The organism is Bifidobacterium sp. W8103 (assembly GCF_016100775.1).
Taxonomy (GTDB): domain Bacteria; phylum Actinomycetota; class Actinomycetes; order Actinomycetales; family Bifidobacteriaceae; genus Bombiscardovia; species Bombiscardovia choladohabitans.
The window spans coordinates 694062-713907 of record NZ_JACFRV010000001.1 but is presented as its reverse complement, the minus strand read 5'-3'; the positions used below and the strand labels follow the sequence as shown (position 1 = coordinate 713907).

Genomic DNA, 19846 nt, shown 5'->3' with positions numbered 1-19846 from the left:
CTGAGAAAGGAGCACGACATGGACAAGGCCTGGAGACCACCAATGGGGTGGAACAGCTGGGACAGCTACGGGACCACCGTCACCGAGCAGGAGGTGCTTGACAATGCGCAGGTCATGCGCGACAGGCTGCTCCCGGTGGGCTGGGACACGGTCGTCATAGACATCGCCTGGTATGACCCGACCGCCAGGGCCCATGGCTACAACGCCAAGGCGCCTCTGGTCCTGGATGACTATGGTCGGCAGCTGCCCGACCCGGTCCGGTTCCCGTCGGCGGCCGACGGCCAGGGGTTCGCCCCGCTGGCCGCGCGGATCCACGATCTGGGATTGCGCTTCGGCATCCACGTCATGCGGGGCATCCCCAGGCTGGCGGTCGAGCGGGACCTGCCCGTCCTCGGCACCTCCTATACAGCCGCCCAGGTTGCCGACACCACCCATGTCTGTGCGTGGAATCCCGACAATTACGGTCTGGACCAGTCCCATCCGGGAGCCCAGGCCTGGTACGACGCCCAGGTTGACCAGTTCGCCCGTTGGGGGGTGGACTACCTGAAGGTGGACGATATGCAGGCCCCCTTCATGGACCGGGAGATCGACGCCTACGCCCGGGCCATCCACAAGGCCGAGCAGGCCCATGGGCATTCCATGACCCTCTCCCTGTCCCCGGGCACCCGGGTGCCCACCACCCACCTTGGTTTCCTGCGGGATCACGCCCAGCTCTGGCGTATTTCGGACGACCTCTGGGATCGCTGGCAGGACCTTTACGCCCAGTTCGCCCGTCTGGCCCGCTGGGCTCCTCTGCAGAGCACAGGCCACTGGGCTGATGCGGACATGCTGCCACTGGGGCATATCGGGCTGCGGGCCGAGCGGGGCGGGGACCGGTCCAGCCTCCTGACAGCCGACGAGCAGCGCACCATGCTGACCCTTTGGGCCATGGGGCGCTCGCCGTTGATGGTGGGTGGCGACCTTCCCAGCAGCGATGAGGACACCCTGTCGCTGCTGGACAACCCGGCCCTGGAGGAGGTCACCGCCGGTTCGGCCGACAACGGTGAGATCATCCGGGAGCCGGTCGAGGGCGGGGATGAACAAGGCACGAAGACCTTAGGCGAGGAGATCGTCTGGAGGGCCCTGGCCAGCGACTGGGCCGACGGAACCCCCTCGGCCCATGCCGGCGGGGTCTATGCGGCTGTCTTCTGGACCGGGGATCGCCCCCGGCGGGTCAGGACGGCCCTATCCTCCCTGGTGGGTCTGGATAGGGCGGATAGGGCCTGGACCCCGGTCGACCTGTGGCGGGGCCGGGCCACTGAGTCCGCCCAGGTCAGCCTGGAAGGACAGGGTGCCGACCGGGATCTGGTGGCCCTGGTGCCTGCACACGGCGTGGTCTGGGTGGCTCTGGATCCCCGCTGAGGCGATCAGCGCTTGGAGCCCCAGATGCAGACGTTGTTGCCCAGGGCGCTGAAGGTCATGACCTTGCGGTGGTCCTTGTCCCTGGGCAACCGGGCGAAGACGCCCTGGTAGGTCACGGTCCCGTCCTCTTCCTGGAGGTCCATGGACAACCGTCCCCGGTCGTCGACCTGCCAGTGGCCCTGGCGCGCTCCGGTCACCTGGCCGCCGGGCTCCAGACGGATGTCCACGGCCTTGACCACGCCCCGGTATCGGGTGCTGTGAGTGTCGGTCACCTTGCGCGGTCCCTTGAAGAAGATGGTCGGATCATGCTCCACCAGCTCATAGGTGCCGGCCTCGTCCTTGGCGTTGTAAGGGCCGCCGGCCTTGGTGCCCAGATACTCATAGGGGGCAGCCACCAGCCACCCGTCTGCCGTGGGCATCAGCTGCCGGACACGGATCTGATGCTCCTCCTTGCGGTCGGAGAACCTGGTGTGATAGACCACGTAGTCCCGGCCGTCCTTGTCGTGCAGGGCCGTGTTCCCACCCTGCGAGACCTCGATGTCGCCTTTCTTGTCCCCGCTCCACTGGTAGGAGCCCATCAGGCGGATGCCTGTCTCGCTGGTCCAGTTGTCGGCCTCGCCGCTGGTGGCGATGGCCGGGTTGCCCCGCTGGTCCAGGTAAGGGCCGGTGATGGAGTCCGAGCGGAACATCCGCATCTGGTAGCCCCCGGTCTGCACCAGCTTGCCGTAGGAGAGGAAGAGGTACCAGTGGCCGTTGGTGTGCAGCAGCGCCGATCCTTCGCCTGAGTTGCCGAAGCCTCCGGCGAGTTTGTGCCCGTAGTAGGCGTCGGACTGGTTGGCCTGGGTGGGGTAGGTGGTGGAGTAGTCGCGCAGCCCGGTCTTGGGGTCCAGGCGGATCATCCAGATACCGCCGAACCAGGAGCCGAAGCTCATCCACAGGCCCCCCTGCCCGTCATCCTTGACACAGGCGTCAATCGCATTGATACCCGTATCCGTGTAGGACTGATAGCGGTCCAGCTCCGGGTCCGAGCCCAGCACCTTGGGAACGTCGGTGCTCACGTAGTTGGCCCGGGTGAAGCCGGAGTAGACCACCGGTCCCACATAAGTCCAGTCGCCGTCCACCCGGTCGGCGGTCAGCAGGACGATGACCGAACGATGCTCGGCCCCGTTCAGGCTCAGGTACATGCACCACTTCTTCATGGTGGCGTTGTAGTAGACGTCAGGCGCCCACATATTGCCTGTCACGTCCGGATTGGAGGACTGCTTGGGCCATGCCTTCCAGATCTGCGCAAAAATCTTCTTGTAATCGCGGCTCAGGTTATTGGTGAAGGGGGTCCAGTTGACCAGATCCGTGCTGCGGGCATAGGCCCGGTGCGAGCCGAAGACGTAGTAGCTCTTGCCGGAGCGAACCACGGAGGGGTCGTGGACCGAGACGCGCTTGGGTTCCTGGGTGGTGGAGGTTTTTGTGCCGCTGGCTGATGGCTGCTGGTTCGAGCAGGCGGCCAAGGCCCCCGACAACAGCATCGCCAGACCCGCCGTCAGGGCAGTCAGGGCCTTCATGGCCCGTCCGGTGCGTTTGGGTCTTCTCATGGTTCCTCGCTTTCCGTGAAGGCAGCCCGATCGACATCGATGACGACCCGTGGCGCATGGCCGACCTTGCCGAGTCGGTTCGGATGAGCGAACAACCCGGCCTCATCCATGCGGGCATCGGGCGTTGGGGGACTGGCCTCCATGTATAATTTCTATCGTTAGAAACGATAGTCGCCGGCGTTGAAGCCGGCAAGCCGGATGGAAGGAATCGTCATGGGTGAGGATGCTCTGGACGGTGGACGAGAATCTGGGGATGGGGTTGCACTCATGTGCTACACCCGGCATCCCACTGATCGGCAGGAGGCCAACAATGAGGATGTCGCCCTGAGCATGCACCTGGCGCTGCGATCGCGGGCGACCGGCCGTTGGGAGCCCCTGAACGGCGACTACGGCATCTTCTTCGCTGCGGCTGTGCCCACCAAGGCTGTGCCGGATAGCGCCCGTGGCGCCTGCACGGCAGGGGCCGCCCTACCTGGCGAGGCGGCGCCGCAAGAGGGCGGGCACAACCCTGGACTGGACGCTCACCAGGCATCGCAGGCGGCCCAGGAACTGGCGGTGGTCCCAGGGCAGGATCTGATTCTGAAGAGTCTGATCGACCCCTTCCTGCTGCCCCTGAGGGACGGCACCTTCGTCATCCTGGCCACCAGGACGGCCAGGGGCGGCCGGTCTGATGGATCCCAGGCCGACTCCATCCTGACGGCTCTTTCACCGGACCTGCTGACCTACCGACGGCTGCCGCAGGTCCACATCCTGGGAGCTCATGGGGTCCACCGGCCCAGGGCGCGGCTTCTGGACGATGGCCAGGGCTGCCGGCTCTACTGGGACGACGACCGCGGGCGGCTGTGCACGGCAACGGTGGACGATCCGGCACGGATGGGCATGGTGACCGGCATGAAGGTCCTGGAGGATGATGATTCCCTGGCCCAGGGCGACCCCCTGCCCCTGGATCGGCGGCGGGCCCTGGAGGAGGACTGCGGTATGAAGGGCATCCTGGCCGGCAATGTCGTGCTGGTCAGCGCCGACTGCGAGCGTGGCCTGCTGGAACGGTTTGGCCGCATCTATAACACCGGCGTGAAGGTGGACCCGGTTCAGGTGTCCCGGGGCGACGGTCTGGAGTCGGTCCGTCAGGCCCAGGCACGGCTCCTCTACAGCGACGGGTCCACCGCCCTGCGCGGGGTGGATTGGGACCAGAGCCAGTTGGACCGTCTGACCAGCGACCTGGCCCAGGGTCGCCTGAATCCTGGAGATACCAGGCTGATCGGCGGACGGATCCGGCAGACGGCTTACCCGGTCCCCTTCGCCCGGCAGCGTGCCGATCCCTCCATTTTCCGCTGGTCCTGGAGGGGCCGGCGCCTGTTCATGTTCATCGCCACCGAGGATGCGGATGGCAACTGCGTCGACCCCTTGAACGGGCACACGCACATGCCCCTGCGGGTGGCCGACACCATCGAGGGCCTGAGCGATCAGGCCGGCGGCCATGAAAAAGAGGTGGACCTGCTGCGCAGGGGCGATCGCAACAGCGAGGGCCGGGTCATGACCGGCTGCTTCTGGGCCCCGGAGATCCACCTGATAGGCGGCAGGCTCTCCATCCTCTTCATGCCTTGCTTCGATGGTCCGCGGACCAACCCGGACGGGACCGCCAATGATCGGGCCGGAAAGCCGGACATGTGGACGGGCTGCTGCCACATCATGCAGCTGCGCCGCGACGACCAGGGCCGGGATCTGGACCCTCGCCGGCCTGAGAACTGGGACAGCCCCCGACCCATCCTGCGGGCTGACGGCACCCCTCTCAATCCCATCCAGCGCATCAGCCTGGACATGACGGTCCTGCACGATACCGGCCGCTGGTATTACGCCTGGCAGCAGTTGGGATCGGTCTGGATCGCCGCCTTCGACCCGGCCCGCCCCGACCGTCTGACCAGCACGCCACGGCAGATCATCGTCCCCGAGTTCGCCTGGGACAACATGATTGCCGAAGGGCCCAACGCCGTGGTCCACGATGGCCGGATCTTCCTGATCTATTCCGGCTCCCTGGTGGGCATCGACTACACCACCGGACTGGTGACCGCACCGGCCGGAGTCGGGGCCGATCTATGCGATCCCGGCGTGTGGAAGAAGCTGGACTACCCATTGCAGAAGTCCGGGAAGTACAATGGCCATTGGCAGCTGGGCACCGGCCACGGTATGTGGTCCCAGGACGAGGACGGCACCATGATCTACGTCTTCCATAATGCCGAGCATGACCAGGACCGCTACCTTGGCCGCGACAGTCAGGTAAGGCGGGTACATTGGTCTGCTGAGGGGATGCCCGTATTGGATATGCAGACGGATGAGGAGCTCGACCCCACCCGCGCCACGGTAACCTTGGAGGTCAGGGTCTTATGAGTTTAGCCGCTTCCCCCGGCACAGGACGTGGTTCCACCCCGACCATGAAGGATGTGGCCCAGGCTGCAGGAGTGTCGGTCAAGACCGTCTCCAACGTGGTCAATGACTACGAATTCGTCTCCGAGGCCACCAGAGGCAAGGTCAACAAGGCCATAGAGGAGTTGGGCTACCGGGTCAACGTGCCGGCCAGAAACCTGCGGTTGGGCTACACGGGAATGATCTCCCTGGCCATACCGGATCTGGCCATGCCCTACTTTGCTCAGCTCTCCTCCCTGGTCATCGAGGAGGCCAAGAAACTGGGCATGAGGGTGCTGGTGGAGCCCACCCTCTACTCGCGCGAGGGTGAAATCGAGGCCCTGCACGGTTCCCAGCGATCCATGATCGACGGCCTCATCTACAGCCCCCTGGAGCTGGGCATGGACGACCTGGACCAGCTGCGGGTGGATTACCCCCTGGTGGTCGTGGGTGAGCGCATCTTCAGTGATCAGTTTGATCATGTGGCCACGGAGAACGTGGAGGGAGCCAAGCACGCCACCGCCTATCTGATCAGCACAGGCTGCCGTCGGGTGGCGGTCATCGGCACCCACCCCGGCGAGAAGCTGGGTTCGGCCGCCCTTCGCCTGGAGGGGTACAGACAGGGTCTGGAGGAGGCCGGCCTGGACTACGATCCCCGGCTGGTGGCCCCATCGCGCATGTGGCACCGCATCGACGGGGTCAATGCCATGAACTCCCTACTGGACCAGGGCATCGTCCCCGACGGTGTGGTGGCCCTGAACGACATGCTGGCGGCAGGGGTCCTGCATTCCATACAAATGCACGGTATGTCGGTGCCGGACGACATCTCGGTCATCGGCTTCGACAATTCGGACGATTCCCAGTATCTGTCGCCCTCGTTGACCAGCATCTCGCCCGGGCTCAAGGCCGTGGCCAGGCTCTCGGTCCGTGTTCTCAAGGACAGGATCAACGGGGTGCAGCCGCTGACTACCAAGGAAGGCGAGCACGTTTTCCGCAAGGTATCCTCCTCGCTGGTGGTCCGCAATTCAACCCGTGCCCTGCCCGGAAACGAAATCGCCGTCTGATTGCTGATGTTCTTTCTCGAGTGTTCCTGGTTTCTTGATTTCTAACGTTGTAATATACTGAAGACGTTCTCGAATGATTTGAGGCGGCATCGGCTGACCATGGAGGCCTGCCGGTCGGAGCGCAGTCGCTCCGATGCCTATATGGAAAGGTGTGAACATGCGTCATCAATCGTCATCAGACGCAGGACGACGAGGTCGAGGAGGGGTTGCAGCGGCGGCCCTCATGGGCATGATACTGGCGGGCGGCACAGTCGCATCCCCAGCCTGGGCGGATCAGTCCCAAGCCGACGGCAGCGCCACAACCAGGATGTCGGCCAGTCAGCCCCAGCCCCTGCTCGGCTACGATTTTTCGGCCCTCGCTCCAGGAGCCAAGGAGGCAGAAAATACCGTCTCAGGCTCATCCTTCGGCCCGGCCCGCATCCTGGACGCCGATGGTCGGCCGACAGGGGCAGTCAAGACCGACGATGCGCTCCTGTTCGATGGAACCACCTATGTCAAACTTCCTGATGACATACTGAGCGGACGCGCCAACGCCACGGTGTCCATCCGCGTGCGCAACGACCGTTTCAACGCCTCAGGCCCCTGGACCTACCTCTGGTCGCTGGGGGGGACAGGCCAGCAGGCCGTCGGCTCCTGGACCGTCTCCACCCACACCTCCCTGTACACCTCCATCACTTCCAAGGCCAACGGCCAGGGCGAGACCTATCTGCCGGCATCCAAGAACCTGCCCGATGACCGCTTCTCCACCTTGACTGCCACCATCGATGGCAGGAACAACATGGTCCGGCTCTACATCAACGGCCTGCAGGTGGCTGAGGGCAAGGCCACGGTCAATCCCGCCGCCTTCGGCGACCACCGCCACAACGTAATCGGCCAGTCCCGATACCCCGGCATAGACGACGCGCTCTTCCATGGCGCAGTGCAGTCATTCGCCGTCTATCCGCAGGCCCTGGATGCCGACCAGATCGTCGCCACCCTGCCCTCGGAGGACCTGGGGGATCTGATCGACCAGCAGGCCACATCACTGGCGGTCCCTGCAGCTGTGGACGGTGATTTCAACCTGCCGGTCTCAACTAGTGTCGCATCGGTAAGGTGGAACTCTTCGGCTCCCGGAACGGTCAGCGTCAATGCGGCCACGGGCAGGGCGCATGTGGTCCCCGGCAAGCGTGATGTCCCCGTTACGCTGACGGCCCGGCTGCAGGCGAACAGGGCCTCGAGGTCCTCCCTGAAGGCCAAAGCCATCCAGCAGGACTACCGGCTTGTTGTCAGGGGCACCTCCAAGGACGGTCAGAACGCCTACTCGCGCGTCTCCGTACATGACCCCTCCGTGGTCAAGGCCGGAGGGCGCTACTACGTCTTCGGCTCCCACCGGGCCTGGGCCCGCAGCACCGACCTCAAGCATTGGGAGCCGTTCACCAACAATCTGAGCCGGGATTACCAGCGCATTCTGGATCCCATCTGGAAGGACTGGCCCAAGCAGTCCTCCAATCCGGACGTGACAGGCAACATGTGGGCGCCCGAGGTCTACTACAACGCCACCATGAAGAAGTGGTGCATGTACCTGAGCCTGAACGGGGGAGGATTCCCCTTCCAGAAGTCGGTCATCGTCCTGCTGACCGCCGACGACATCGAGGGGGACTGGAGCCTGGTGGGACCGGTGGTCTACTCCGGCTTCCAGAAGTCCAACGTGGCGGCCACCGACGTGCCCAAGGTGCTGGGGCCCCATGCCGATCTGTCGCGCTATGCCAGCCTCACGGATACGGGTATCAATGCGATTGATGCCTGTGTCAAGGATGACGGGCAGGGGGGCCTGTGGATGAGCTTCGGCTCCTGGTTCGGCGGTATCTGGATGATCCGCCTGGACCCCAGGACCGGGCTGCGCGACTACTCCACCACCTACCCCACCCAGGCCAACCAGTCCGACGCCTACTACGGGCACAAACTCGCCGGAGGCTTCGGCAACTCAGGCGAAGGCACCGCCTTGGTCCATCAGGGCGACTGGTGGTATCTGATGCTTTCTTATGGCGGACTCGGGCAGACCGGGGGTTACCAGATGCGTGAATTCCGTTCCCGTTCCATCACCGGCCCCTACCTGGACCAGAACGGCAAGCCGGCCGTCTATGGGCGTGCAATGAATGATCTGGATGCCAACCGGGGCCTGCGGATCGACTCCTCCTTCGCCCAGCCCGGACAGGACCAGGTGCTGACCTCCCAGGGGGGCAACGCGTTGTTGTTTGACGACGATCGTGTCTTTAACGTTTACCACACACGCTTCGTGCGTGCCGAGGGCAACCTGGAAGAACATCAGGTCCGGGTCAAGCAGATGGTGCAGACCCCTGACGGATGGCTGGTCATGACGCCCTTCGAATACCGGGATTCGGTGGGCAGGGTCTCCGCCAGCCAGGTGGTCGGCGACTACCAGGTGGTGGTCCATGATCCGGTCCGTTACTATGCGGGGTCCGGTCTGTCCAGCCCGGCCATCTACCGGTCGGTGTCAGTGAGCCTGCTGGCCGGCGGTCGGCTGGGCGGCCAGGTGCAGGGCTCCTGGAAGGCGACCGCCGGCAATCTGACCATCAAGGTGGACTCGGCGGATCCGGGCACCCTGTTGCACGGCGTCTATCGGGCCAGGCTGGGCCGACAGCTTGACGAGCAGGGCCATCCGGTCGTCTTCTTCTCAGGGCTGGGCGGCGATGTCTTCACCGATGCCGGTGCCGATGTCTCCAGGGCAGCAGGTGCCGCGGCAATCTGGGGTTCGCGTCCCCTGACCGATGCCAAGGTTCAAGAGGAGGCCGATGGCGATGCCAATCATGCGACTGTTCCCGCCGCGGACCCCACTCCTGCACCCGCAGGTCGGTCCGGCAAGGAAGGCAAGGCCGGTCGCCTGCCCTTGACCGGATCGGCCCTGTCGGCTCCCGTCGCTGCCGCATCTGCGGCCCTTGTCCTGGGGCTGGGCGCACTGGTGTTCACCGCCATTCGCCGAGCCCGGGGCTGAACCCGAACGGGCCCGCTGCACAAGCCACCCTCCGCCTTCAACTTCGTTCGCCCGGCGGAGGGTGGCGGCCCGTTAATATTCAACGTTGTATATTGGTCATACAGACCAGTACCTCTGTCTTCGTGATAGGAACACATGATGAGCGCATACCACAATCCCCTGGTACTCCAGCGGGCCGATCCCTGGGTCATCAAGCACAGGGACCTCTACTATTTCACCGCCTCCTACCCGGCCTACGACAGGATCATCCTGCGCGCCGCCGCCAGGCTGGACGACCTGCAGGCCGCCCCTGAGCGCACCATCTGGCGCAAGCACGAGTCCGGTCCCATGAGCAGGTACATCTGGGCGCCCGAACTCCACCGGATCAATGGGGCCTGGTACATCTACTTTGCGGCTGCAGAGGAGGACTTCGGCTCTGCCGATCTGCCCACCCACCGCATGTACGTACTGGAGAATACCGGCGAAGACCCCATGGATGGCGAGTGGACCGAGAAGGGGCAGATCCATACCCCGATCGATTCCTTCTCCCTGGATGCCACCACAACGGTGATCGGGGGCAGTCAGTACCTGATCTGGGCCCAGAAGGATCCGGCCATCGAAGGCAATTCCAATCTCTACATCGCCCGCATGGCCGATCCCTGGACGCTGGCCACCGATCCTGTCCTGCTCTCCAAACCCGAATATGACTGGGAATGCATCGATTTCAAGGTCAACGAGGGGCCGGCCGTTCTGCTTCACCAGGGCATGATCTACCTGACCTACTCAGCCTCGGGCACCGGGGTCCCCTACGCAGTGGGCATGCTGACCGCCCGTGAGGATGCCGACCTGCTGGATCCGGCCTCCTGGACCAAGAGCGATCATCCCGTCTTCAAAACGGCTGAGGAGAACCACCAGTATGGGCCCGGCCACAATTGCTTCACGGTCAGCGAGGACGGCAGCCAGGACCTGATGATCTACCATGCCCGCAACTACACGCATATCGAAGGGGACCCACTCTTCGATCCCAACCGCCATGCCAGGGTGGGACTGGTCACCTGGACCGACCATGGCCCGGACTTCGGACGGCCTCTGCCTGACGATCGGTGGACCCCGACGAGCCGCCAGATCCTGCCTCCCGATGGCAGTCATTGAGGGCATTGCCGGGCCATGCCCGACACGCTTGTACATCGTTGGAGAAGTGAGTATTATATAATTTGCAACGTTAGAAAGATGTCGGTTTACAAAGGCGTGGGCTACGTTCACGTATCTGGGAGCGTGACCAGGCGATGCAAGCCATTGGACCAGATGGGCAGGACATGGTTGTTCCGGTCGTCATCGGTTCCTTTGTAACCGTTGCTTGATGTCGAAAGGACAGAGACAATGAAGGCAATCAGAAAGGCTGCGGTAGCCGCAATCGCGCTCGCCACGCTCAGCACCGTGGGGCTCTCGGCCTGCGGTTCCGGCAGTGGTGGCAAGGATGCCAAGGGCAAGGACGGCGTCACCAACATCGTCATGTGGCACGGATTCTCCGAGGCCGATGGCAAGACTCTGAAGAAGATCGTCGAGAACTTCAACAAGTCGCAGAAGAAGTACCACATCGACGCCCAGCTGCAGCCCTGGAGCACCATCGGCGAGACCATGGTCACCAAGGTCACCTCGGGCGACGGCCCCGACTTCGTCACCACCGGCGCCGACAACGGCCAGGGTTGGTCCATCGACGGCACCTTCCAGTGCGTGCAGGACTTCTATGACGATCCCTCCAACGAGACCAAGAACTACTTGCCCAACGTGACCAAGCAGACCGAGTTCACCATTGATGGCAAGAAGCAGCAGTGCGCGGTCCCCATGGGTTACGCGCCCACCACCGTCTGGTACAACACCGATATGTGGAAGGCTGCCGGTCTGACCGATCAGGACTATCCCAAGACATGGGACCAGCTCCTGGATGTGGCCAAGAAGCTGACCAAGGGTGACGGTTCCCAGTACGGCATGGCCCTGTCCGACTCCGGATGGGCGGCCTTCATGAAGGGCAACGGCACCGGTCTTTACGACACCAAGGGCAAGGTCACCATCAACTCCGAGCAGAACAAGGCCTTCCTGCAGAAGATGCGCGAGTTCTACAAGGGCGGTTACTCCAAGACCGGCATGGATGACACCGCTGCACGCGAGTCCTTCGAGTCCGGCCAGTCCGCCATGGTCATCGTCGGCCCCTGGGAGGACCAGGCAGCCACCGACAAGGGCATCAATCACGATCTGTTCCCCGTGCCCAACGGAGACGGCACCTATGTCTACCCTGACGGCAGGAAGGGCTCCAACACCGGTTCAACCGGCCTGTATTGGTGGGTCACCTCGCAGGTCAAGGACGAGGCCAAGAAGAAGGGCATCTACGCCTTCTTCAAGTACTACAACAACCATGACAATCAGGTCATGTGGTCCCTGGGCTCCGCCTATCCGCCGAACAACAAGACCGTGACCACCGAAGAGCTCTCCAAGCGCCCTCTGATCGCCAAGGTCTCCGAGAACACGGACAACTCCTACATCGGCATCGCCGGCCTCAAGGGCGGCTTCGGGGATATCTCGGCCACCCTGGATTCGGTGACCCAGAACACCGCCCGTACCGACGATGACATTTCCGCCTCGCTGTCCAAAGCCTCCAACAAGATCCAGAAGTATCTGGACGAGTACAAGGCTGAGGACTGATTGACCATCCACCCCTGAGGAGCCGGTCTGGCGGCCAGTAGTGCCGCCGGCCGGTCCCCTCATGGCTGACCGTCGCCCGGGCCCGGCGTCCGGGCGGCACTTTGGAGTACTTATGTCCACTACCACTGGGATCCCACCCGCGCAGGGCGCCGACGCGGTCATCAAGGACAACAAGAAAACCCTTTCAAGGCGCAATATCCGGATCGGGTTGAGCTTTATAGCCCCGGCCCTGATCGTCCTGTCGGTCTTCGTCTTTTACCCGACCATCAAGACCTTCTTCACCTCGCTGACTACAGACCGCATCAACCGCAAGGGCATCTTCGTCGGTCTGCACAACTATGCCGAGCTTTTCACGAACGCGGACTTCTGGACCGACTTCCGCAACACGGTCATCTACGCGGTCGCCTACGCACCGCTGGTGGTCATCGTGGCCCTGGCTTTCGCCCTGTTGCTCAACCGCAAGGACATCAAGGGGGTCGGCTTCTTCCGCACCTGCCTGTTCATGCCCTACATCATCTCGCTGACTGTGGCCTCCATAGCCTGGAGCTTCATCCTCTCGCCCTCCCTGGGTCTTATACCTTACTGGGGCAAGGTGCTCTTCGGCATCCAGCATATGGATCTGCTGGGAACCAAGTCCACGGCCTTGGCCACCATCATCTTCATCACCGTCTGGAAGAACTTCGGCTATTTCATGGTCATCTTCCTGGCCGGTCTGCAGGGGATCAACCCGGACCTGTACGAGGCGGCCTCCCTGGATGGGGCCAACGCCTGGCAGCGCTTCCTGCACATCACCCTGCCCGGTCTGCTGCCCACCTTCAACTACGTGGTCATCTTCGGACTGATCGGATCCTTCCAGGTCTTCGACCAGGTCTTCATCCTGACCTCCGGAGGCCCCGACCGCGCCACGGAGACCATCGTCTACCGTATCTACACCGAGGCCTTCGGCAACGGCAAGATGGGCTATGCATCGGCCCTGTCCTATGTCCTGCTGATCATGACGCTGATCATCGGCGTCATCCAGCTGGTCTGGAACAACAAGCATGAGAAGGAGGAAATCGGATGAGCCAGTCGACTCCTACCGCAATCGAGCACGATAAGCTGCTCAGGAGGGCCCATGCCAGGCACATGGTGGCCAGGGTCCTGACCTACTTCCTGCTGATCCTGATGACGGTGATCATCATCTTCCCCTTGTTGATTGTGCTGATCACCTCCTTCACGCCCAACAAGCTGACCCAGACCTGGCCGCCCAAGGTGATTCCCTCCTCGTTCACCCTGGACAACTACACCTCGCTCTTCCAGCGGATGCCCATTGGCAAGCAGCTGATGAACACAGTGATCTTCGCCGGGGCAGTGACGGTCTTCTCGGTCTTCTTCGACTCCCTGGCCGCCTACGGGCTCTCCAGGATCGACTTCAAGGGGCGCGGCTTCCTGCTGGGAATCCTGATCGCCACCATGATGATTCCTGGCATGGCCCTGCTGATCCCGGTCTACAAGCTGCTGGCAAGCATGGGTCTGGTCAACTCCTACTGGGGCATCATCATCCCCAGGCTGGCTGATGTGGGCGGCATCTTCCTGCTGCGGCAGTTCTTCATCTCCCTGCCCAAGGATCTGGACAACGCGGCCCGCATCGACGGTGCCGGTGAGTTCCGCATCTTCTGGCAGATTATCCTGCCCAACGCCAAGTCCGCGGTGCTGGTGGTGACCATGTTCAACTTCATGGGCAACTGGAACGACCTGCTCTGGCCATTGATCATGACCAGCCGCCCGGAGACCAGGACCATCACCGCCGGTCTGGCCATGCTGACCGGTCATGGCTCATCGGTCACGCCTTACGGCGTGGTCATGGCAGGCGCCCTGATCTCGGCGCTGCCTCTGCTGATCGTCTTCTTCTTCATTCAGAAGAGCTTCGTGCAGGGCATCGCCATGACGGGCATCAAGTGAGCGACGAGGCAGACATCATCGGCACCAGGTACAGGGCCCGTTGAGGGATGGGTCGCTGTGCTTGATGCCTAAGGGGCCGACGGGGGATGACCACCCTCCGTCGGCCCCTTGTTTGTTCCGAATCTAAACTGGGCTGGTGAGCGTCGTGGACGGGGAGGTCAGGCATGGATGAGCGTCAGAATGATCAGTATGGGCTGAGCTCCGACCAGGAGGATGCCCTGGGGGTTCTGGCATCGGCGGATCCCCACGCCGGTCAGTCCAAGTGGACCATCTTCAGGCAATTGCCGCCGGCCAAGCGTTGGCCCTACTTCGCCCAGCACTTCCTTCCGGGTATTCTGACCGCTGGTCTGGTACTGGCCCTTCTGGTCAGCCTGGTCGTCACCAGACTGACCAGGCCGCCGGACCCGCTTATTTCAGTCCAGGGCTTCAACATGAGCACCCAGGAGGAGGGGTTCGACCGGCTCAAACAGGGATTCATGCGCGACCGGGGAATCAAGGATGGTCGGCTGGTCGACATGGAGGCGACCCTGACCCTGAATGGCCAGGGCTACGACGATTCGGCCAAGGCCCTGACCCAGGTCACTGCGGGTCAGATCAACATGGTGATCGCCCCCACGGACCTCTTTCCGACCCTGTGTGAGCGCGGGCTGGTGGCTAAGCTCTCGCAAGGATTGAAGGACGGCGACCTGCGGCGATTGGCTGGCCAGGGCGTTCTGGTGGATTCCAAGGGCCGGCAGGTATCGAATCCGTCCCATGCCATGGGTCTGGATCTCTCCCGATCATCACGCTGGAGGCAGGTGCCCGGGCTACCCGATCATGCCATCCTGGGGCTGAGCAACGTAGCCGACACCGTATCCTACATCCGGGCCTTCGTCGACTACATGGACTTCGGCTGAGTCGGCGAGTATTTATTCATATACCTGCATGGGATGGAGAGGGGATTGCCGTCACGCCCATGTGGGCACGACTGACAGGCACGGACTCACGCGTGCCCGAACCTGCCGAGAAGCCGTTCAGCGGGTCAGGGTCCGCTTCAAAACCCGATACTCGCTCTGAGTGATGGGCATGATGGAGCCGTGGCGCTTGGTCAACCGACCGAAGTCCATGTCCGTGACCAAGGCCCAGTCCTGTCGCCGCCTGGATGACAAATCCGCCGAGCGGAAGGGCAGGTAGCCCCGGCCCTCCGCGAACTGGTCGCAGATCAGGCCGAAGGGCATGGCCTGTCCGTCAGGTCCAGCGGCATCGGCATCGTTGTAGAGGAAGAGCTCGGGGCCCTCCAGATAGCGTGAGGAGTAGCGTCCCTGGCCGAAGATGTCGGTCAGGTTGGACAGATATGACCAGGCCTGATCGTCGTCCGTGCGCACCAGTTCATGGGTGACCGCATAGGGGTTGTGCGTGCGTTCCAGGGTGATCTGGTCATCCTTGGAGGCCCGGTACCACCAGCCGTCGGGCGCCTTGAGCATGGTCGTGTCGATGATCCCGTCGCTGCGGTCGATCCACTTGACCGGGCGGGAGAAGGTGATCAGATCGGTGCTGGTGGCGTAGTACATGTTGATGCCGTCGCCCAGCTCGTTGGCCAGATCGGCTGCAGCCGGACCTTCGGCGCTGTCGGCCGCCGCCGTGGCCCAGAAGACTATCCATTGCTCCCTGTCGGCATCCCAGCAGGCCTCCGGTGCCCAGGCCATGCCGGCCCTGGGAATGGCCGAGGCCACATCCACCAGGCGGGGCCTGCCCCAGTGGGCCAGGTCAGGCGAATCCCAGATGACCAGGCCGGTGGATCCGTTCACTGTGGCCCGGCCCTCCTGCCAGCCGCCCCTGTGGTAGACGGACAGATCGGTGGCGATGATGTGGAAGAGGCCGTCTGGTCCCCGGACGACATAGGGGTCGCGCACGCCGCCCTCGCCCTCGCTCCAGGTCAGCACCGGGTCTCCCAGGGCCCGCAGGTCATGCCAATGCAGGCCATCGCGGCTGAGGGCGAAGTAGAGCTGCTCGTCCGTCTCAGCCTGTTCGTGGCCGGTGAAGTGGACGAAGAGGTAGGCGCTTGTCGCCTCCAACGAGGGTTGCCAATCCGTAGACATGTTTCACCTTTCCTGCTTACGGCAACGGTACCGAGGCGGCGGGGGACTGGCGGGACGGACGACGGGCGCTTCTTCGCTCTTCCGTTCCGGCCGTTCCGGGGCCGTCATGGGCGATTCTAGCTGCCGACCCTCCCTTTGGCGGAGCGGCCGTCCGGGCGGGTCGTGGTTTGGGCCGCACGGGTTCCTAGACTGTGGACCATGAGCAGGCATCATCGCGACCGCAGCTGGGCTCCCGACCCCGAGCCGCTGCCCGAAGGCATTGGAGTCATTGACGATCACACCCACATGGCCTCCGTGGTCCCCTTCGCCCAGGAGATGGATCGGCAGGCCAGGGAGCGCGGGCAGGATCCGGTCCCCGTCCGCACGGTCGACCAGCAGTTGGAAAGGGCCCGGGCTGTGGGCGTGATAGGGGCCATCGACGTGGGCTGCGAGCTGCCCCACCTGCAGACGGCTGTGGACCTGGCCCTGGCCCATCCCGGAGTGGTCCACGCGGCCCTGGCCATCCACCCCAATGAGGCCGTTCTTCAAGGCCATCGGGGGGTGCCGGGACCGGACGGTCTGCCACTGAAATATCAGCCCTGGCATGAGGTCACCTTCGAGCAGGCGCTTGAGGAGGTCGCCCGCCTGGCTCGCGCATATCCCGATCAGGTGGTGGCCATCGGGGAGACGGGCATGGACCTCTTCCGAACCGGTCAGGGGGCCGAAGAGATCCAACGGCAGGCCTTCCGCGATCACATCGCCCTGGCCAAGGAGCTGGACCTGCCCATGCAGATCCACGACCGCGACGCCCACCGCCAGGTCATTGAGACCCTGCTGGAGGACGGCGCTCCCGGGCGCACAATCTTCCACTCCTATTCGGGGGATGCACGGATGGCCCAGGTGGCTGCCGAGCATGGCTGGTATCTGAGTTTCTCGGGGACGGTCTCCTATAAGGGCAACGAGGGAATCCGGCAGGCCCTGTCCGTGGTCGGCATGGACCACATCATGGTGGAGACCGATGCACCTTACCTGAGTCCCATGCCCTACCGGGGACGCACCAACTCCCCCTACATGATTCCCTACACCCTGCGTGCCATGGCCGATGCCTTGGACTGCCCCCTGGAACAGGTGGCCAAAGCGACGGCAGCCACCACGCGCCGGGTTTACGGCCTGTGAGGGATGCTGGACGGACGGTGCCGGACCGGGATTAAGCTAATGGTGTGTCGCGGTCTGAATCGCCCCTGCCAAGTGTGGGGGGAGAGTGCTACGGTTGTCGTCGCACGTGTGCGCAAACAGCAACATACGGCACCCGGAAGTAGATGAGTGAAGGCATTGGCCGATGGAGGGCTCTATGGCGGATGAGCGGCATGAGTTGGCGGCTCAGGATGATGGCAGGGGCGCTGACGAACCACCCCGGTTATCCGGTGAAAAAGCGGCGAAGCCGACGGCGGCCTCTCGTAAGGGTCGGCTGACGAAAGAATCGATACTTCCCCCGGAGAGCTTTACCAAGGCTCCCAAGATCTCAGCCAAGTCCCGCACGCGCGAGGAGGAGAACGAGCTCAAGCGGGTCCGGCGCGAAGCCCAGAGGGCGGCCCAGCGTCGCCGTACCCCGCCGAAGGGCCCTCTGGGCCGCTGGTGGCGGCGGGTGCAGTCCTCGCCGGACAGGATCAGCCTGGGCATGTGCATCGTGGCCCTGGGCGTGGTCTACGGCGACATCGGCACCTCGCCCCTGTACACCATGCAGGCCTTCGTGGCCGGGCAGGGCGGCATGGCCCGTGTGGACAGGGCCGCAGTGCTTGGCATGCTCTCCCTGGTCTTCTGGTCCATCACGCTGATCACCACGGTCAAATACGTTCTGGTGGCCATGCGCATCGACAACAAGGGCGAGGGCGGCATCTTTGCCCTGTACACCCTGGTCCGGCACTATGGCAAATGGCTGGCCATCCCTGCCATGGTCGGCGGCGCAGCCTTCCTGGCTGACTCGGTGCTGACCCCCGCGGTCTCCATATCCTCGGCAGTGGAGGGCCTCAAGACCATCCCCGTGCTGACTCCGATCTTCCGTGAAAACGGAAATCTGACCATGGTCATCACCTTCGTGATCATCCTGATCCTGTTTGCGGTCCAGTCGCGTGGAACCGAGCGGATCGGCAAGGTCTTCGGCAGCGTGGTCATGGTCTGGTTCGCCTTCCTGGCCCTGATCGGCATCTACTGCATCGGCAACGACTGGTCCATCTTCGAGGCCCTGAATCCGGTCTATGGAATCCGCTTCCTCTTCAGTCCGCAGAACCCGGTGGGCCTGACCATCATGGGCACGGTCTTCCTGTCGACCACGGGAGCCGAGGCTCTCTATTCCGATATGGGCCACGTAGGCCGCGGCAACATCTACGCCACCTGGCCCTTCATCAACGTCGCCCTGGTCTTCAATTACTTCGGCCAGGGGGCCTGGATCCTGCGCAACAGCGACAATAAGGCCCTGCAGGGTGTGGACGGGCTCAACCCCTTCTTCCAGATGATGCCCACCACCGTGCGTTACGTGGCGGTCCTCCTGTCGGTGACGGCCGGTGTCATCGCCTCGCAGGCCCTCATCACGGGCGCCTTCACCATGGTCTCGGAGGCCACCGGACTCAACTGGATGCCCCACCTGCAGGTGCGCTACCCGGCGCGTACCCGCGGCCAGCTCTACATCCCCACCATCAACTGGGTCCTGTGCGTGGCCACGCTGACTGTGCTGGCCATCTTCAAGGATTCCGAACATATCTCGGCCGCCTACGGACTGGCCCTGACGGTGACCATGATCACCACAACCGTCCTGCTGGCCGACTACATCTGGCACGACGGCAAGAGGGCGCTCTCCCTGCTCTTCGCCCTGGTCTTCCTGGCCATCCAGATTCTCTTCTTCATGGCCTCCATGGCCAAGTTCATGCACGGTGGCTGGTTCACCATGCTGCTGACCGCGGCCATCCTCTACATCATGTACACCTGGGACGTGGGCACCAAGGTGGAGCGCTCGCAGCGGCGGCATATGACGGCCAAGGAGTGCCTGCCCGCCCTGGAGATGCTCCACAACGACTTCCGCGTCCCCTACTATGCGGACAACCTGGTCTATCTGACCTCGGACGCGGAGATGCGGCGGCTGGACACCGACATCTTCTTCTCCATCTTCGCCAACCGACCCAAGCGGGCCCGGGCCTGGTGGGCGGTCTCGGTCCAGACCACGGACGCCCCCTACACCCGCAAGTACTCGGTGGAGAACTTCGGCACCAATTACCTCTTCCGCGTGCGCATGAGGCTGGGCTTCAAGGTGGACCAGAATGTGGCCACCTACCTGCACCAGATCATGCACGAGCTGATCGACAGCGGCGAACTGCCCAAGCAGCCCTCCATCTACCCCAAGGTGGACGAGGACCCACAGATCGGCACAGTCACCTATGTGCTGGTCCACAAGGCCCTGATGCCCGAGTCCAAGATCGACTCCCGCGGCGCATTCTCACTGAAGGTCAAGTACGCCATCCGCAAGGTGGCTGGCTCGCCGATCAAGTGGTTCGGCCTGGCTCCCTACAACCCCATCGTGGAGGTGCAGCCACTGTTCGTCTCCACGCGGGCGGTTCCCAAGCTGACGCGCGTGGTCCTGCCATCCCGCAAGATCAAAGGCGGCAAGCATCACAAGGGCTGAGTGAGTGGAATCTCACCCTATCCAGCCTGGCCCAAATCGGGTCCGGGCCA

14 protein-coding genes are annotated in these 19846 nt (G+C 63.5%); 11 read left to right on the top strand and 3 right to left on the bottom strand.

Going from position 1 to position 19846, the window contains the following annotated elements:
* The first annotated feature begins 42 nt into the window (after nucleotides 1–42).
* Nucleotides 43–1401 (top strand): glycoside hydrolase family 27 protein, encoded by a 1359-nt coding sequence (locus H3U90_RS02715; protein ID WP_198177589.1) that lies wholly within the window; start codon nucleotides 43–45, stop codon nucleotides 1399–1401.
* Between the two features lie 5 nt (nucleotides 1402–1406).
* Here H3U90_RS02715 and H3U90_RS02710 read toward each other — a convergent pair whose 3' ends face one another.
* The gene (locus tag H3U90_RS02710) at nucleotides 1407–2990 is read right to left on the bottom strand and encodes a glycoside hydrolase family 43 protein (protein ID WP_198176940.1); all 1584 of its coding nucleotides are present in this window, start codon (nucleotides 2988–2990) and stop codon (nucleotides 1407–1409) included.
* Complete coding sequence (locus H3U90_RS02705; protein WP_198176939.1) at nucleotides 2987–3133, bottom strand: hypothetical protein; 147 nt, start codon at nucleotides 3131–3133, stop codon at nucleotides 2987–2989. The genes H3U90_RS02710 and H3U90_RS02705 overlap by 4 nt, the downstream gene beginning before the upstream one ends.
* A gap of 70 nt (nucleotides 3134–3203) precedes the next feature.
* Here H3U90_RS02705 and H3U90_RS02700 point away from each other — a divergent pair, with 70 nt between their 5' ends.
* The 8 genes from H3U90_RS02700 (at nucleotide 3204) to H3U90_RS02665 (ending at nucleotide 14962) form a co-directional block, all read left to right on the top strand.
* A complete protein-coding gene (locus H3U90_RS02700) occupies nucleotides 3204–5375 on the top strand; it encodes a family 43 glycosylhydrolase (RefSeq protein ID WP_198176938.1) in 2172 nt (723 codons plus the stop codon).
* Nucleotides 5372–6454 carry a LacI family DNA-binding transcriptional regulator gene (locus H3U90_RS02695; RefSeq protein ID WP_198176937.1) on the top strand — a complete coding sequence of 361 codons (1083 nt, stop codon included), beginning with the start codon at nucleotides 5372–5374 and terminating at the stop codon, nucleotides 6452–6454. Before H3U90_RS02700 ends, H3U90_RS02695 begins: the two co-directional genes overlap by 4 nt.
* 157 nt (nucleotides 6455–6611) lie before the next feature.
* A complete protein-coding gene (locus tag H3U90_RS02690; protein WP_198176936.1) occupies nucleotides 6612–9446 on the top strand; it encodes a family 43 glycosylhydrolase in 2835 nt (944 codons plus the stop codon).
* A 138-nt stretch (nucleotides 9447–9584) separates the two neighbouring features.
* Nucleotides 9585–10577, top strand: a complete 993-nt coding sequence (locus tag H3U90_RS02685; protein ID WP_045935977.1) for a glycoside hydrolase family 43 protein — start codon at nucleotides 9585–9587, stop codon at nucleotides 10575–10577.
* Nucleotides 10578–10805: 228 nt separating this feature from the next.
* On the top strand, nucleotides 10806–12125 hold the full coding sequence (locus H3U90_RS02680; RefSeq protein WP_045934945.1) for an ABC transporter substrate-binding protein: 1320 nt from the start codon (nucleotides 10806–10808) through the stop codon (nucleotides 12123–12125).
* 112 nt (nucleotides 12126–12237) lie between these two features.
* On the top strand, nucleotides 12238–13188 hold the full coding sequence (locus H3U90_RS02675; RefSeq protein WP_045934946.1) for a carbohydrate ABC transporter permease: 951 nt from the start codon (nucleotides 12238–12240) through the stop codon (nucleotides 13186–13188).
* Nucleotides 13185–14066 (top strand): carbohydrate ABC transporter permease, encoded by an 882-nt coding sequence (locus tag H3U90_RS02670; protein WP_198176935.1) that lies wholly within the window; start codon nucleotides 13185–13187, stop codon nucleotides 14064–14066. Before H3U90_RS02675 ends, H3U90_RS02670 begins: the two co-directional genes overlap by 4 nt.
* Nucleotides 14067–14230: 164 nt before the next feature.
* Entirely contained in the window at nucleotides 14231–14962 is a 732-nt protein-coding gene (locus H3U90_RS02665; RefSeq protein ID WP_198176934.1) for a hypothetical protein, read from the top strand.
* 117 nt (nucleotides 14963–15079) lie between these two features.
* On the opposite strand, the gene H3U90_RS02660 is transcribed toward H3U90_RS02665, so the two are convergent.
* Complete coding sequence (locus H3U90_RS02660) at nucleotides 15080–16144, bottom strand: glycoside hydrolase family 43 protein (RefSeq protein WP_198176933.1); 1065 nt, start codon at nucleotides 16142–16144, stop codon at nucleotides 15080–15082.
* Between the two features lie 198 nt (nucleotides 16145–16342).
* On the opposite strand from H3U90_RS02660, the gene H3U90_RS02655 reads away from it, so the two are divergent.
* Together H3U90_RS02655 and H3U90_RS02650 are read left to right on the top strand one after the other, a co-directional pair.
* A complete protein-coding gene (locus H3U90_RS02655; RefSeq protein ID WP_198176932.1) occupies nucleotides 16343–17299 on the top strand; it encodes a TatD family hydrolase in 957 nt (318 codons plus the stop codon).
* Between the two features lie 175 nt (nucleotides 17300–17474).
* Nucleotides 17475–19796 carry a KUP/HAK/KT family potassium transporter gene (locus H3U90_RS02650; RefSeq protein WP_198176931.1) on the top strand — a complete coding sequence of 774 codons (2322 nt, stop codon included), beginning with the start codon at nucleotides 17475–17477 and terminating at the stop codon, nucleotides 19794–19796.
* Nucleotides 19797–19846 lie beyond the last annotated feature (50 nt).

Excerpts from the sequence above, each read along its gene's own strand:
- H3U90_RS02715 (WP_198177589.1), top strand. The coding sequence starts at position 43 with ATGGGGTGGAACAGCTGGGACAGCTACGGGACCACCGTCACCGAGCAG.
- H3U90_RS02710 (WP_198176940.1), bottom strand. The coding sequence starts at position 2,990 with ATGAGAAGACCCAAACGCACCGGACGGGCCATGAAGGCCCTGACTGCC.
- H3U90_RS02705 (WP_198176939.1), bottom strand. The coding sequence starts at position 3,133 with ATGGAGGCCAGTCCCCCAACGCCCGATGCCCGCATGGATGAGGCCGGG.
- H3U90_RS02700 (WP_198176938.1), top strand. The coding sequence starts at position 3,204 with ATGGGTGAGGATGCTCTGGACGGTGGACGAGAATCTGGGGATGGGGTT.
- H3U90_RS02695 (WP_198176937.1), top strand. The coding sequence starts at position 5,372 with ATGAGTTTAGCCGCTTCCCCCGGCACAGGACGTGGTTCCACCCCGACC.
- H3U90_RS02690 (WP_198176936.1), top strand. The coding sequence starts at position 6,612 with ATGCGTCATCAATCGTCATCAGACGCAGGACGACGAGGTCGAGGAGGG.
- H3U90_RS02685 (WP_045935977.1), top strand. The coding sequence starts at position 9,585 with ATGAGCGCATACCACAATCCCCTGGTACTCCAGCGGGCCGATCCCTGG.
- H3U90_RS02680 (WP_045934945.1), top strand. The coding sequence starts at position 10,806 with ATGAAGGCAATCAGAAAGGCTGCGGTAGCCGCAATCGCGCTCGCCACG.
- H3U90_RS02675 (WP_045934946.1), top strand. The coding sequence starts at position 12,238 with ATGTCCACTACCACTGGGATCCCACCCGCGCAGGGCGCCGACGCGGTC.
- H3U90_RS02670 (WP_198176935.1), top strand. The coding sequence starts at position 13,185 with ATGAGCCAGTCGACTCCTACCGCAATCGAGCACGATAAGCTGCTCAGG.
- H3U90_RS02665 (WP_198176934.1), top strand. The coding sequence starts at position 14,231 with ATGGATGAGCGTCAGAATGATCAGTATGGGCTGAGCTCCGACCAGGAG.
- H3U90_RS02660 (WP_198176933.1), bottom strand. The coding sequence starts at position 16,144 with ATGTCTACGGATTGGCAACCCTCGTTGGAGGCGACAAGCGCCTACCTC.
- H3U90_RS02655 (WP_198176932.1), top strand. The coding sequence starts at position 16,343 with ATGAGCAGGCATCATCGCGACCGCAGCTGGGCTCCCGACCCCGAGCCG.
- H3U90_RS02650 (WP_198176931.1), top strand. The coding sequence starts at position 17,475 with ATGGCGGATGAGCGGCATGAGTTGGCGGCTCAGGATGATGGCAGGGGC.